The organism is Sporosarcina sp. FSL K6-1508 (assembly GCF_038007465.1).
Classification (GTDB): Bacteria; Bacillota; Bacilli; order Bacillales_A; family Planococcaceae; genus Sporosarcina; species Sporosarcina psychrophila_B.
This window is the reverse complement of sequence record NZ_JBBOXF010000001.1, coordinates 2,737,883-2,752,382: the sequence shown is the minus strand read 5'-3', so window position 1 is coordinate 2,752,382 and position 14,500 is coordinate 2,737,883. Positions and strand designations below refer to the sequence as shown.

Here is a 14,500-nt window from a genome sequence, read left to right as displayed (position 1 = left end):
CTCAAAACCATTGATACCATAAGGTTTCATTTAAATTTCACTTCTATATGAATTATAGCAGTGAACAGCGCATACTTCAATATTCGACACGGTTAGAATTTTCTATGACTGTTGCAGCTGCCTTCGCTATAACGGCAATTGTGCGATTTAACTCATCTTCCGTGTTTCCGATTCCTCCAAGCTCCACGACTAAAAGTGACGGATCAAGGTCCTGATTGTACTTTCCATCAACGCCAGCTCCATGCTTCATAACCAAGTTTCGTGTGATTCCTGGGACAAGTAGTTCCATTTCATTTTTCAACAGCACTGCATTTGCGCGATTTTTCTCGAAATTAGGATGTTCCATTCCTATGACGAATGCCACTTTCGCATATTTTTCTTGATTGAAGGCAATTGTCGTTTTATCCGGACCGAGGGCATCCCTATGAAGATCGATTATTAAATCATACTTCTTTTTCTGCAGCTGCTTTTCAACATGGGGCCGAATCTTTTTATAGGCACCCGTATGAGGCACTTCAACAGATACAATATCCGTTTCAATTCCATTGAAGACAAGTTGCGTTTTTAGTTTTTCACCAAATTTTGTAATGTTTTCGGTTTGGTGAGAAACAGCAATTTTACCATCCTTCGATTGCGTTACCGGCTCGAATGCTTCAGTCCAATGAGTGAAATAGAGTAGCGCTTTTCCGTCTGTCGATTGTACTGGTACTGTTTCTGTTTCTGGTTCCTCTTCCTCTTCCATAATATTGGCGGCATATACCATGTAAGAAGACTCTTTCACAAGCTTGGAAGATTTCGCCGGCTGTCCCTCTGGAAGTGTTGTAATAACAACAGGAAACAGGAAGAGAAATAAGATAAGTGTGCCCCATATTTGCAGTGTCTTTTTCAAATGGCATCCCTCCGTGTTCCAACTATATGCGCTGGAACATGGGTCAATGACTATTTTTTCATGTTGGAAATCCAGGTCGTTAATGAATCTGCAAGTGATTCTGCATAAAGAGATACCCACGAATCAATCTCTTTTGGCGAAACGAACGTCCGAAGTTCATGATTCGTTAATACTTCTTCGAACAGTTGGATGCGATCCTCATGCGGCCATGTTGCCCAATCACCGAAAATTGGAAGTAGATTGGAACGGTCGGCATCTTCGCTCTCGCTATGCAACCACGGAGTGACGGAAAGACGTGAGGAAGGACTGTCTTTTTCATTTATTTTGGAAGCGATATAACCGAACATTGTATTGATAGCATCCGCAATTAAAACAGGGCCATCAACGACTGTAGGAATTCCAATTGCAATTACCGGCATACCAAGCATATCCTGCGAAATTTCTTTTCGGCTATTGCCAACCCCGGAGCCTGGATGGATGCCCGTATCCGTCAATTGAATCGTCCGGCAAAGTCTAGAGCTATCCCTTGCGGCAAGTGCGTCTACGACAATCAGCAAATCTGGTTTTATTTCATTGGCTAAAGCTTTAACATAATCGGCCGTTTCCAGACCTGTTTGAATTGTCACACCTGGTGCATAGACGAAAACTTCACTGCCTTCTTCGGAATAATAGTTGGGTACAATATCCCGCAGACGGTCCATCGTCAGCGGTCCGACTGCATCGGGTGTAATATCCCGATTGCCCAGGCCAATTAAAAGAATCTTTCCTGTTTTGAGAGTCGTGATATTTGCAAGCATCTCATCGAGTTTTTCGATTAACACCCTCGACATATCGGCAAGCCCCTCTAAATCGTCTGATGTAAGCGCAGGGACTGTCAGTGTAATATACGTCCCTTTTTTCTTTCCGATCTTTTGTTCACCTTGTTCATCGACCGTCACTGACGTTACTATGACACGTCCCAATCTCGATTCTCCAAATAAAACACCATTCGATTCTTTCAGCCTGTTTTTTTCAGTTGCTGACCGGTGGCGTACCATTTCTTCACTTTCGTCAACAAGATCTGTTCGATAAAAATCATGCTTCTCCATACAATCACCTCACATTTAAGTTTGTGCGATGTGTCAAGGAAATATTCTTTCTCTTTTTATTATTTGTCTTGACTCCAGTTACTAGTGTATTTTTAGTTGTTCAATATTCATAAAATACTTTGGCAGCGGATAACCAGCGTTACGAACTGTTCCACGTTCAGCTCCTGCCCCTAGAGACAATTGCGCTTTTGTTCTTGCAATCTGGCTCTTGGTTTGATAAAATAACTCTTGTTGTGAAAGAGATATCCGAAACTTCGTGGAAACACTCTTGCCTTACCTGAAACTGGAGGTGAATGAAATGCCAAACATTAAATCTGCAATCAAACGCGTAAAACAAAGCAATGCTGCAAACGAGCAAAACTCGACTACAAAACACGCAATGCGTACTGCTGTACGTAAAGCTGAAGTTGCTCTTGACGCTAAAGACGAAAACGCTACTGGCCTTCTAAAAGATGCAATCAAAAAAATGGATACAGCTGCACGTAAAGGCCTTATCCATAAAAATACTGCATCACGTCAAAAAGCACGTCTTACTAAAAAAGCACTTTAATTTTTCATATGAAAAAGACCATCCGATTTTCGGATGGCCTTTTTTTATTTTCTTAAAGGTTCCATAAAGAATAACTCCAAAATCCGTTCTCTTTTACCACTCGATGATTTCAATTTGTAGTCAATGGCTGCAAGATTATTTAAAACTAGCAGTAATCGCTCTGAACTTGGCAGATTTCTATTTTCCATCATTAACTTTACGCGGTACGGATGAACGCTTAATGTTTTTGCAATTTGATGTTGCTGGTATCCTTTTTTCTGCAGCAAGCCCACGTGTACCATGAGCCTTACATGACTCGCAATAAGTGATGTCAGCATGATTGGCTCTTCCCCATTACGTAAGAGATCATGATAGATCGCAACAGTGTCAGACACTTTTCCAGACACATACGCATCCGTTAGCCTAAAGACATCCATTTCCGGTGTCCGGGGTACAAGCGACTCAATTACTTCTGTTGTTATAGCCCCATCACCATTTAAATACGTAGCCATCTTACTAATTTCTGATGACAATGAAAGAAGGTCATCCCCTGCCATTTTCACTAACAATTCTGCGTTACTTGGACTAATCTGACTGCTGTTCGCACTCGCTTCCTGTTGAATCCATGTGAAAAGATCTTTCCCCTGCAAACGTTTTGATTCAATAACAGTCGTCTGTTCTTTCATTATTTTGGTGATCCGTTTTCGTGCATCCAGTTTTTCATAAGGCGCTATAAATACAACGGTTGCGGTCGGTGAAGGATTTGCCAGCCATGCTTCCAATAGCTCCAAATTATGTGTCACTTTTTCTCGGGTTTTATCTGACGCTTTTAAAAATGATGCGTTTCCAGCTATGATCAATTTACGGTCTTCGAGGAATGGTAATGTGTCTGCCTCTTCAATGACCACCTCTACAGGTGTCTCGTCCAAGTCAAACCGAATGACTGATCCAGCATCAATGTCAGGTAATGCTTTTTTTAGCCGAGTAATTGTGGAGTCGAATAGATGTTGTTCGAGACCAGTCAATAAGTAGACCGGATCGATTTCCCCTGCGGCTATTTTTTTCCATATTGCATTCGCCACATTGTTCACCTCTTCCAATTCGATTACGCCTCAGCGTACTTGCGTCCAAATTTTGAATTGCAAATGTGCAATTTAAAAACTGCGACATCCGACTGAGGATTAACTTGAATCAGCAGAAAGTTTGCACCCCACTGATGTATATGCATTTTAGCACTCATCCTATCACTTATAGAAGGGGAGCTTCTGCAGAATTCAAGGCACATACATACCAATTATACAGTAAAGCAAAAAGACTGTATGGACAAATTGTGTCAGTTATAGACAGACATGTTTAAAAAGTTGATTGCTATGGATTTTTCCTAAGGAATCATCTATACTATAATGGAATCAGGAGGTGTAGCAATGAATGAGTTTGAACATGATGTACAGTCCAAACGCAATGATCTTATCGATTCAGGAATCGGCTTTATAGTCGCTTTCGTAGCATTTTCAGCAATTTTTGTTGTTGCTACAATAATCGACGTCGTCGCTGGCTAATAGGTTTGCAGAAAACGGATATAGCGTTCCCATTGGGAATGTTATATCCGTTTTTTTATTGTCTCTATTCCAACCCACAGAGGCACGTAGGATGATCGTTAAGCAGTCATTGAAAGCATCCGAGCATTAGGGTGGCTTAAAGACACCCGTCGCCGGCTTAGAGAATATAGATGCCACGGGACGCGACAGCATTAGACAACCTCACTCTTAACAGGCAAATCACCCTTAGTTATTGTGCCATATCAGAAATATGATATAGATCTTTTTTGACAGTGACTGTAATCGATCCGAATTCGGCGGTTGACATTGTTTTCAAACCATATTTTCTAAACGTCTCAACAACTTCAGGATGCGGGTGACCGTACCGACTGTTCCTCCCGGCTGAAAAAATCGTCAACTCTGGGCGAAGTGCCTGTACAAATTCGTCAGTACTCGAAGTCCTGCTGCCGTGATGGCCCGCCTTCAAAATAATTGAACCAAAATCGGATTTTCCATACTTGCGAAGAAACTGAACTTCTCCCTCTTTCTCCATATCACCGGTAAATAAGAATGAAGGCCCCGCTGTTTTCATGAATAGGACAAGAGAACTTGCATTTCCATCATACTTCTCATCCGCTGGAGCTACATAATTAAAGCTTGATTCTCCTTTCTTCCATGAAATACCTTCTTTCATTGGTAAGACCGGAATAATTTTGCTCTCAGTAATCGTTAACACATCCTTCATGGCTGGTTCAAACTCACTGCCGGGTGAAATATGGATTTCGTCTACCTTAAGTTCGTCTAATAGTTCATCTGCTCCTTCCATATGATCAGCGTCAGCATGGGAGATAATCAGTTTATCGATTTTCGTGATACCGCTCCCCTTTAAATAAGGGACAACGATTTTCCTGCCGACTTCAAATTGCTTCGTTGGGGTTTTCCAGTTTGGCTCGCCGAATGTAATGGTTCCACCCGTATCAATCACATAAACCGCTTTTCGATAAGGCAATTCGATGACGATACTGTCTCCTTGTCCGACATCTAGATAGGTCACTTTCAGGGAGCTGTCCATATACGGGATGAAATGAATGACAAGGGCGGGCGCAATTACGATTGGCAGCGATCGGATAAGCTTGGTCCCCTCCTCACAGCGAACGAAAAACAGCATAACGCTCGCTGCCGCTATGAATGCCCAGAACGCATCGGGTTTTCCTGGTGTCCATAATTGGTACGGTAATGCGGAAATCCAGCTTGTTATTATACTAATGCTCGCCCGGAACGGTTCATACACCATGAATAAGACCTCTGCCACTTTCGGCAAGACAGATGTCATGATAAGTAAGAAAATGTTTGCAGGCAAGATGATTATAGAATATAGCGGGACGTACGCCAAATTGACTATAAATGACGAAATGGATAACTCATGAAAATGGAACAGCAAGACGGGATATAACGACAACTGACTGATCGAAGTAACTAGAAATGAAATCACAATAGGCGCTTTTGATTTTGATAAAATACCAGTTGAATAGACGAGTGAGCAGGCCGCCATGTAAGATAGCTGAAATCCGGGCTGAAATACTACAAATGATTGATAAAGGATAAAACAAATTGCACTTATCGCAAGTGCATCATCAAGCCTTACTCTTACTCTACCCGATGAAGCCAGAAGCACGAGAATAGTCACTGACACCGCTCGCCAGACAGAAGGTGCCCCGCCCGCCAAAACTGCATAAAAAGGCAACAGCGCCATGAGGAGGGTATCTACAGTCTCTTTCCTCAGTGTTATTCTTAGCAGGAATTCCCGTAGCATGAAGGTTAGCAATCCCACATGCAGTCCTGAAATCGCAAATAGATGCGTAATACCGAGAGTTCGGTAATTCGCTGCCAACTCCTCATCCATTCCGCTTCGATCGCCAATGAGCAAAGCTTCCGCTTCCACAATGAGTGACTCAGGGAAGGAAGTTTCGATATGGTTCTTCACCTTCCACCTTTGGTCAGATAAACGGCTCTGGATATCAGAATTCTTGACAGTCTGAATAATCGTCTCCGATTCAAATATCGCTGTTGCTCCGTACATTCTCATATATGTACTCATATTAAATGAATAGTCATGAGAGGGGATGTCAGGTTTGCGAAACGAGCCGGACATCGTAAATGTCACTGAAGGGATATTCGTCCGAAGTAACCTATTCTTTTCTTGTTCACTGCCAATCGTATAGATGGCGTAAATGGTATTTCCTGAGGAGGTCTTCGCAAAACCTTTCATCTTGCCGCCATCAATTTTCACATTATCAGTCCAAGTGAGAGTGAGTGTGGCATCACCGTTTTCAATAGTGGCTGGAATCGTTGCTGAAATATAAAAAAATGAGAAGGTAGCGGCCGCAACCGCGAGGATAGGTGTGAGGAAATCTTCTTTTCTGCTCAAGAAGATGGGGAGAAGAAGTAGATTACAGAGTAACAGATAAGCCGGACCGTATGCAGCAAAAGCTGATACGGCGACCGGAATTGCGAGATACATGAATCGTACACGGGATATCATTTCTCGAATAAGTCATTCACCCTTTGTTTGTAGGGGGCAAGGTCTTCATTTCCGACTCCGAGTGCCTGCATTTTCTGAAGTAATTCATTGAAAAGTTCCAATTTACTTTCGTTGGAAAAGTCGACTTTCTTTTCATCATACGGGATATGCTGAACGGAAACTCCTGATTGCGCAAACAACTTTAAGGCATATTCATCGTTTTTATAGTCTGTTGCGTAGATAACATGCCGAATCCCTGCTTGAATAATCGCCTTGGAACACTGCAAACATGGGAAATGCGTGACATAAAGCGTTGAGCCTGCCACGGGAATACCATACTTCGAACATTGCAACAACGCATTCATCTCCGCATGTATTGTCCTTACGCAGTGACTGCCGACGACGTAACAACCATGATCGATGCAATGATCCCCTCCCGAGATAGAACCATTGTAGCCGCCAGCAATAATTCGGTTATCCCTGACAATTGACGCCCCGACAGATAATCTCGTACATGTACTTCGTACTGCTAATAGATGGCACTGGGCCATGAAAAACTGGTCCCAAGTTATTCGCTCCATTTGAATGCCTCCAATATTTATTTCGGTATATATGTTGAAATAAAGAACTCCATTAAATTCGCTACGGAGCTCAGTTAATATAGGTTTTCATTTATTCAACATATTACAAGTACATTCTAAGTCTAAATTGTACTCCTATCAATTCACTGTAATCTGAGATTCTAGTTTCTCGAATGTTTTCTGACCAATTCCGGATACTTCCATTAACGATTCAGGCGATTTGAAAGAGCCTTTATCCATCCGGTATTGGATAATTGCTGCAGCCTTTGACGGACCTACCCCAGGGATAGTCATCAGTTCTTTTTCATCTGCAGTATTAATATTAACTTTTCCGTCATCTTTTGGCGCGCTCGTCCCACTTATCGTGGTGGACAAAATATCTAGCATTTCTTCACCTTCGACCGGTGCGTAGATAACAAATTCATCAGTAAGCTTCATAGCATGATTCAGCATCCGAGAATCAGCCTGCGGTAAATAGCCGCCTGCTGCATTGATAGCATCTATCAGGCGGTCTCCATCTTGCATTGAATAGACACCGGGATGCCTAACAGCCCCTTTCACATCGACAACGATGAGAGCCGGAGCAAGTTGAATACTATCTTCCACTTCTTCAACACTATCTTCTTCAATCAATTCAGGGAATGGGTTTTGTTCGCTCATGACAAACGTATTGTTGTCGGTCTGTCCTTTGGGGAAGAACAGAAAAGCGGAGAGCACAGCGATTGCTGCAATGGGGGTCAGAATCTTACGCCATTTAGCAGATACAAACGAACGAAACAGTACGTTCACCCTTTCTTCGGCGGCATCCACATGGAGTTCTCTCAACTATAAATGAATGCCAGCCAAAAATCAAATATACCTTGGCCAATTGGCGCTTAGATTTTATCGTACTTGCTTGATAAAATCATCTGAAAATCCATGGCAACCGCCGAAGGCTTAACTTCATTCATGGGTGGTTGAGCTCCCAATGAATGAAGTTAAAGGGTTATTTTCGTACTTGAAAAAAGATTCGTTCACTTTCTTCGTGAGGCGCCTCATCTTCCCAGTCTGCAAAAATCCGTTCTATCGAAAAACCTGCGTCCATCAGCATATCCGCATAGTCGCTTACTGGAAACGTTCGTTGCGTGTGAACCTCGTCAAAACGTCTGAACAATTCGCTCTCACCCTTTACAAAAAAGGCAAGTTCGGAATAGACGGAGTGATGTTCTTCCCCTTCTTCCGTTATCCATATGTACGCAATTCGTCCATTATCGAACGTAAAAGGACCTTCCATGAATATCACATCCGTTTTAAAGATCGAATGGACATCAAAAATAAGTTTTCCCCCTACCGCAAGAGCAGAATGGATTTGACGGAATGTCGCAAGCACATCTTCACGACTCGGTAAATAGTTTAATGAGTCAATTGCGATGACTGCTAGATCATAGTCCGTAAAACCCTCCAATTGTTGCATGGGTTGTTCATAAAATTGCACAGGCAAAGAAAGCGCCTGTGCTCGATCTTCTGCGACTGCTAGCATGTCTGAAGAAAGATCGATCCCGGCGACTTGAGCCCCTTGCTTTGCAAGTTTCATGGATAATAGGCCTGTTCCACATCCGATATCCAGCACACGTTTACCAGCGATTCCCCCTGCCGCCAAATTAATGATATCAATATAGGCGTCATAGGGAATGTCAGTCATTAGTTCATCGTAGACAGAAGCGAATTCGGAATAAGCCCGAGTCATTTTTCTTCGGCCATATCTAGCATTGGTGCATCTCCCCAAAGCTTTTCAAGGTTATAGTAGCCGCGTTCGTCTTTGTGGAATACATGGACGACAACATCGCCAAGATCTACAAGTACCCATTTTGCCATATCCATTCCTTCAATTCTTCTTGTAGTAAATCCAGCCTCTGCGGCTTTGTCAGCTACTTCTTTAGCGATTGCTTGAACTTGGCGTGCAGAATTGGCGTGGCAGATAATGAATTGGTCCGCGATGAGCGATACCCCTTCCATATTCAGTACTACGATATCTTCCCCTTTTTTATCGTCGATTGCTTTATAAGCTGTTTCTAATAATGTAGTAGTCATAATTTCACTGTTCCCTTCTTGTGTTTAGTCTCTGATTTAAAGTAGGCCGGCTTACGATAGTGCCTACAGGATGGAATTCATGTAATGGGGAGGGGTTGAACTTCTTCCCTCCTTACTGCGAAATGACGTCGCGTAATTAGATCATATTCTACTTTAAGTGTTCATTGTAACAGTCTATTGAGTCCGGATAAACCGGTACTCTTTTATTTACAAGAAACTGCACTGACTGATAAATGCAAGCCTCCATTACAGTATCCAGGTTTTCCGCAGCATCTTTTCTTAAACTTTCCACTCCTGGAAAGTTTCGTCCAGGTTCAATCATATCTGAAACGTAGATAAGTTTTTCGAGCGGCGACATATTTGCACGCCCAGTTGTATGATACCGAATTGCATTCAGGATATCCATGTCGGTGATCCCGAATTCATCATGTGCGATAATTGCACCAACCGGAGCGTGCCACAACTCATGATGAAATGAAAAAAGCCGGGAATCTTCATTGGCTTTCTCAAGGAAGAGATGTTGATCAGACTTTCCAATAAATTTGGCAATATCGTGGAACAACGCTGCCAGCTCGGCTTTTACTATCGGGATCTGATAGGTCGCAGCGAGATTCTTTGCTGTTTCGGTGACCCGTAAAACGTGTTCATATCGTTCTTTCGGCATACGTTGTGCAAGTTCTTTTTTTAACTGATCAACATCCATATAAACCCTCCTTGCGAATAAAATTTTCCACAGTAGGCGGGATAAGTAATTGAACAGTTCCATTCTCGGAAAAGCGTCTCCTTATTAACGTTGACGATAATTCAATTTGAGGAATATCCACCATAATTATCGGAAAGTCAGTCGTTCCTATAGTTCCCGGACGGCCAACCCCCACAAAATTGACAAGTGCGACCAGTTCTTCAATCCGATGCCAGCTTGGCAGCATATCAATCATATCGCCACCAATGATAAAGTAAAAATCAACATCTGATTCAATCTCAGTCACCTGTTTCATCGTATCATAAGTATAAGAAACACCGCCTTGTTTCACTTCGAACCCAGAAACGGTCAATCCCGTAAAGCCTGATACGACAAGCTCCGCCATAAACAGTCGTTGTTCAGCTGTTGCATCAAATGGTGCATTTTTATGAGGCGGAACAGCATTCGGCATGAACCGAATTTCATCAAGACCAAGTGCATGCTTTACTTCATTTGCAACAATCAGGTGGCCGATGTGAGGCGGGTTGAATGTGCCGCCAAGTATGCCGACTTTTTTCATCGGGTGTCTCACTCCTTATGGAAGTTCGATCCGTTTCTTCTCAACAGATTCTTTATACAAGACGATGATCTTACCGATAACTTGAACGACTTCAATACCCACTTGTTCTTCAAGCTTCGCTGCAATTTCATTTTTGTCTTGGTCACAGTTTTGTAGAATCGTTACTTTGATTAATTCTTTTGCTTCAAGTGCTTCTTCAATCTGCGTGATGACCGATTCTGTTAATCCACTTTTACCAATATGGACAAGTGGTTGTAGACGATTCGATTCGCCGCGAAGAAAGCTTTTTTGCTTATTAGTTAACATAGTTATTTATCCTCCAAGAGTTGTCGTTATTTTTTCATTCATAAATTCTGTATCGGGATGAACTTCTGTCCATGTCTCAAACGCAAGCGCTCCTTGATGGACAAACATACCGACCCCGTTCAGAGTGTGCGCTCCCCTTTTGCGGGCTTCTGCAAGAAATTCCGTTTCAAGGGGGTTGTAGATAATATCAGCAACAATAGTTCCTTCCAAGACGTTATCCAGGTTTAAAGGTAGTCCTTTTTGTGAAAAGTTCATGCCCACGGATGTTGTCTGGACAATCAAACCGAATTCGGAAAGGGATAGTTCCGCCTCCGCTACCGACAGGACAGTCGAATCCGAAAGATTTGCTGCTAATTGTTCAGCTTTTTCAAGCGTACGATTTGCGAAAAAGATTGGCCCGTACCCTGCGGAGTGTAGCGCAAAAGCGATACCTCGTGCAGCGCCGCCAGCTCCGATAACGAGAACCTTCTTATCCTTGCTTCGCTCACCATAAGCTTCTTCCAATGAACGAACGAATCCGTTACCATCCGTATTGTAGCCTATGAGTGTGCCATCCTCAAGCACACGGACTGTATTCACTGCGTTCATCTGCTCAGCTGATGGATCCAACTGATGCAAAAACGGAATAATAGCACTTTTATGTGGAACTGTTACATTCCAGCCTGAACACCCCAAATTTTTCAAGCCCTCTACTGCTTCCCGCAGTCTGTCAGCTGGAACATGGATTGGGATATACGCTGCATCTATGCTATTTTCTTTAAACCAAGATTCGTGCATAGACGGAGACATCGACTGTTTGATTGGATCTCCGATAACCGCATACCATTTTTTCAAAACTAATCCCTCCTTAAATTAATGAAGGGCGCAGTACGACGTCTACCCCACGTGGTGCATGAACTGCGACAACTACGTCAGGATGCTGAATTGTAATCCAACCTAACCCAGAGATAACAATATCCGTTTTTGCTTTTTTAATTGAAAATTCATGACGGACAAATGGCGGTAGTGTTTCTAGGGATTCTCCGGATGGCGGGGCCAGCATTCCACCAAGATGCTCTTTATATAAATTATCCGCGTTAGAGAGCTTCGTACGGTGAATCGATAATTCATTTGAAACATGAATTGTAAACGACGAGCGGGCACCAGAAATAAAGTCAAACCGTGCAAGACCACCGATGTACAGTGTCTGTTCGGCGTTCAGTTGGAATACCTTCGGCTTCAATTCTTTTTTAGGTGTGATTGCTTTCAAATCATTCGCATCCAAATGATGTGCAATTTGATGGTGATTAATAATACCTGGTGTGTCGTAGATGGCTTTCCCATCTTCAAATGGAATTTCTACGAGATCTAAAGTTGTTCCTGGGAAATGAGAAGTCGTAATTACTTCTCCAATGCCAGTCGCCCCTTTAATGATGCGATTGATAAACGTTGATTTTCCTACGTTCGTGCAACCGACAACATAAACGTCTTTGCCGCGGCGGTATTTATCAATTGCTGTGAGTGCTTCTTCCATTCCTTGTCCTTTATGTGCTGAAACAAGCAGAACGTCAACAGGTTTTAAACCGAGTTTAGACGCTTCAGCCTTCATCCAATTGATAAGACGGTTCGGGTTTACTGATTTCGGTAAAATATCCGCTTTATTACCAATCAATAAAATATCTTTATTTCCAACAAAGCGGTGCAATCCATTAATCCAGCTACCGTTGAAGTCGAAAATATCTACGATTTTAACAACCAATCCTTCTTTTTGGCCAATGCCATTTAAGATTGCAAGAAAATCATCGCCCGATAAGGATACGGGTTGTAATTCGTTATAATTTCGCAACCGGAAACACCGCTTGCAAATAACGTCCTCTTTTTCTAAAGAAGCTGGCGGCGTATAGCCTTCCAATTTCGGATCTTCAGTCTGGATTGTTATCCCACAACCGATACATTTAATTTCTTCCAAGCTTATTCCTCCCACTGAATCAAGCCACGGCGTTTCAATCCCGCCATGATTCTTCGTTCAATCTTTCTGTTGAATTTCGTGATAGCAGCGTCTGACGTCGCAACTGGCACTACGAGAATCGTATGCAGCCCTTTTCTGTTCCCGCCGAGTATATCGGTCAGTAACTGGTCACCGATGACAACCACTTCTTCTCTCTTGACGTTCATTGAAGAAAGAGCCTTTTGAAAGGATTTCCGCATCGGCTTGCGCGCATCATTTATAAACGGAATGCCAAGAGGATCACAAAAGGCTTTGACACGCATTTCATTGTTGTTTGAAACGATGGTCACTTGTATGCCTGCATCTTGCATGGATTTCATCCAGTCGATGATTTCAGGTGTTGCATCCGGCCGGTCCCACGCAACGAGCGTATTATCCAAATCCGTGATAACCCCTTTGATTCCTTTACTCTTTAGTGCTTCAGGTTGAATGTGAAAAATGTCTTTCACGTATTCATCCGGCAAAAAATACTTGTACACGATATCCACTCCGATTTAGTACTTAATCTGAAACGATTATAACATAACAACACGGCTTTCATGCATTGATACGAATGACGAAAGACCAGCCGCAGTCTAAGTAAGCCGTGTCTTGCAACAAATATTGCCTATCGGCTGCCCGCTGCCCTCAGCAACAAGAGGGATGAAGTTTAATCCCACCTCACTGCCTGACTCATATCAAGTTTGCCAGAATAGGACATCCTTTATCGCCTGTCCGACTAAAAAAACGGTGATATGGCAAGACCCGACCGCATATGCTGTCATACAACGACACAGGAGGTGGCCCGATGAGCGGGTTTGTCATGGCGATTGTCCAGCTATGGCTCGAAATTCCTGCAGTGCTTGGCTATATACGGGGGCAGGCTTTCCAGCGTCCCTTATCGAAAGAGGAAGAAGCAGCTTGCCTGCAACGTCTTGCAGAAGGTGACGAGGATGCAAGGGATGAATTGATTGAACGTAATATGCGGCTCGTCGCCCACATCGTAAAAAAGTTCCATCCAAAGCACGAGTTACTTGACGATTATATCTCCATTGGAACAATCGGGCTTATGAAAGCGGTGAACAGTTTTACGCCAGATCGAAAAACAAAACTGGCCACATACGCCGCCCGCTGTATTGAAAACGAAATACTCATGTATTTACGAACACAGAAAAAGGTGCAAAAAGACGTTTCTCTCTTTGATCCGATCGGAATGGATAAAGATGGCCAATCATTGCAAATTGCAGATTTACTGATGACGGATGAAGAATCTCCGGTCGATGCAGTCGAACAGAAAGAGAGAAAAGAAAGGCTGTATAGACATCTTGGAAAGCTTGATGGACGGGAACTCGAAATCATTCAAAGACGATACGGCCTGCTCGATGACCTGCCAATGACGCAAAAAGAAATTGCTGAGCAACTCGATATTTCAAGAAGTTATGTCTCACGTATTGAGAAACGTGCAATCGTCAAACTGTATCAGTTATTCAAACATGAATACAATGAATAGCAATATGAAAAGAGTATGGAGCCGTACATCCCCTACAGACATAAGTGATAAAAGAAGACAGTCTAGTCTACACAAGGAGGCAGGTGTTTTCTCCCCCTATAGCTTAACGGCAACAGACCGATGAACTCACCAGACTGAATATGCCCCTAGTGAAAGCATCCGGAGCCTAGACAGTATTCATGGTTGAAATCTATACTGATCTTTTAACAAAATGTAACTTAGACAAAGAAGAGGCGTTTC

The 14,500-nt window shown here is 42.8% G+C and carries 17 protein-coding genes; 3 read left to right on the top strand and 14 right to left on the bottom strand.

Features of this window, described 5'->3' with window-relative positions:
• Positions 1-76 precede the first annotated feature (76 nt).
• The gene (spoIIP, locus tag MKZ11_RS13655; RefSeq protein ID WP_340794955.1) at positions 77-889 is read right to left on the bottom strand and encodes a stage II sporulation protein P; all 813 of its coding nucleotides are present in this window, start codon (positions 887-889) and stop codon (positions 77-79) included.
• A gap of 50 nt (positions 890-939) precedes the next feature.
• Positions 940-1,977, bottom strand: coding sequence for a GPR endopeptidase (gpr, locus tag MKZ11_RS13650; protein WP_340794954.1), 1,038 nt, complete (start codon positions 1,975-1,977; stop codon positions 940-942).
• A gap of 298 nt (positions 1,978-2,275) precedes the next feature.
• Here gpr and rpsT point away from each other — a divergent pair, with 298 nt between their 5' ends.
• Positions 2,276-2,527, top strand: a complete 252-nt coding sequence (rpsT, locus tag MKZ11_RS13645) for a 30S ribosomal protein S20 (RefSeq protein WP_340794953.1) — start codon at positions 2,276-2,278, stop codon at positions 2,525-2,527.
• 44 nt (positions 2,528-2,571) lie between these two features.
• Here the strand turns inward: rpsT and holA are convergent, their stop codons facing one another.
• Complete coding sequence (holA, locus tag MKZ11_RS13640) at positions 2,572-3,588, bottom strand: DNA polymerase III subunit delta (RefSeq protein WP_340794952.1); 1,017 nt, start codon at positions 3,586-3,588, stop codon at positions 2,572-2,574.
• A 342-nt stretch (positions 3,589-3,930) separates the two neighbouring features.
• On the opposite strand from holA, the gene MKZ11_RS13635 reads away from it, so the two are divergent.
• Positions 3,931-4,065, top strand: coding sequence for a YqzM family protein (locus MKZ11_RS13635; protein ID WP_207277465.1), 135 nt, complete (start codon positions 3,931-3,933; stop codon positions 4,063-4,065).
• Between the two features lie 229 nt (positions 4,066-4,294).
• Here MKZ11_RS13635 and MKZ11_RS13630 read toward each other — a convergent pair whose 3' ends face one another.
• From MKZ11_RS13630 to MKZ11_RS13580, 11 genes are all read right to left on the bottom strand, one after another.
• On the bottom strand, positions 4,295-6,586 hold the full coding sequence (locus MKZ11_RS13630; protein ID WP_340794951.1) for a DNA internalization-related competence protein ComEC/Rec2: 2,292 nt from the start codon (positions 6,584-6,586) through the stop codon (positions 4,295-4,297).
• Positions 6,583-7,146, bottom strand: coding sequence for a ComE operon protein 2 (locus MKZ11_RS13625; RefSeq protein ID WP_340794950.1), 564 nt, complete (start codon positions 7,144-7,146; stop codon positions 6,583-6,585). Before MKZ11_RS13625 ends, MKZ11_RS13630 begins: the two co-directional genes overlap by 4 nt.
• Positions 7,147-7,284: 138 nt before the next feature.
• Positions 7,285-7,935: a helix-hairpin-helix domain-containing protein gene (locus tag MKZ11_RS13620; protein WP_340794949.1), complete on the bottom strand. Its 651-nt coding sequence runs from the start codon at positions 7,933-7,935 to the stop codon at positions 7,285-7,287.
• A gap of 196 nt (positions 7,936-8,131) precedes the next feature.
• Complete coding sequence (locus tag MKZ11_RS13615) at positions 8,132-8,872, bottom strand: class I SAM-dependent DNA methyltransferase (RefSeq protein ID WP_340794948.1); 741 nt, start codon at positions 8,870-8,872, stop codon at positions 8,132-8,134.
• Positions 8,869-9,216: a ribosome silencing factor gene (rsfS, locus tag MKZ11_RS13610; RefSeq protein ID WP_340794947.1), complete on the bottom strand. Its 348-nt coding sequence runs from the start codon at positions 9,214-9,216 to the stop codon at positions 8,869-8,871. Before rsfS ends, MKZ11_RS13615 begins: the two co-directional genes overlap by 4 nt.
• Before the next feature lie 148 nt (positions 9,217-9,364).
• Positions 9,365-9,919, bottom strand: a complete 555-nt coding sequence (gene yqeK, locus MKZ11_RS13605) for a bis(5'-nucleosyl)-tetraphosphatase (symmetrical) YqeK (RefSeq protein WP_340794946.1) — start codon at positions 9,917-9,919, stop codon at positions 9,365-9,367.
• On the bottom strand, positions 9,909-10,478 hold the full coding sequence (locus tag MKZ11_RS13600) for a nicotinate-nucleotide adenylyltransferase (protein WP_340794945.1): 570 nt from the start codon (positions 10,476-10,478) through the stop codon (positions 9,909-9,911). Before MKZ11_RS13600 ends, yqeK begins: the two co-directional genes overlap by 11 nt.
• Before the next feature lie 15 nt (positions 10,479-10,493).
• Positions 10,494-10,784 carry a ribosome assembly RNA-binding protein YhbY gene (gene yhbY / locus MKZ11_RS13595; RefSeq protein ID WP_067208293.1) on the bottom strand — a complete coding sequence of 97 codons (291 nt, stop codon included), beginning with the start codon at positions 10,782-10,784 and terminating at the stop codon, positions 10,494-10,496.
• 6 nt (positions 10,785-10,790) lie between these two features.
• Positions 10,791-11,618 (bottom strand): shikimate dehydrogenase, encoded by an 828-nt coding sequence (gene aroE / locus MKZ11_RS13590; RefSeq protein WP_340794944.1) that lies wholly within the window; start codon positions 11,616-11,618, stop codon positions 10,791-10,793.
• A 13-nt stretch (positions 11,619-11,631) separates the two neighbouring features.
• The gene (gene yqeH / locus MKZ11_RS13585; RefSeq protein ID WP_340794943.1) at positions 11,632-12,732 is read right to left on the bottom strand and encodes a ribosome biogenesis GTPase YqeH; all 1,101 of its coding nucleotides are present in this window, start codon (positions 12,730-12,732) and stop codon (positions 11,632-11,634) included.
• A gap of 2 nt (positions 12,733-12,734) precedes the next feature.
• Positions 12,735-13,253 carry a YqeG family HAD IIIA-type phosphatase gene (locus MKZ11_RS13580; protein ID WP_340797010.1) on the bottom strand — a complete coding sequence of 173 codons (519 nt, stop codon included), beginning with the start codon at positions 13,251-13,253 and terminating at the stop codon, positions 12,735-12,737.
• Positions 13,254-13,558: 305 nt separating this feature from the next.
• Here MKZ11_RS13580 and sigK point away from each other — a divergent pair, with 305 nt between their 5' ends.
• The gene (gene sigK / locus MKZ11_RS13575; protein ID WP_340794942.1) at positions 13,559-14,260 is read left to right on the top strand and encodes an RNA polymerase sporulation sigma factor SigK; all 702 of its coding nucleotides are present in this window, start codon (positions 13,559-13,561) and stop codon (positions 14,258-14,260) included.
• The last annotated feature ends 240 nt before the right edge of the window (positions 14,261-14,500 follow it).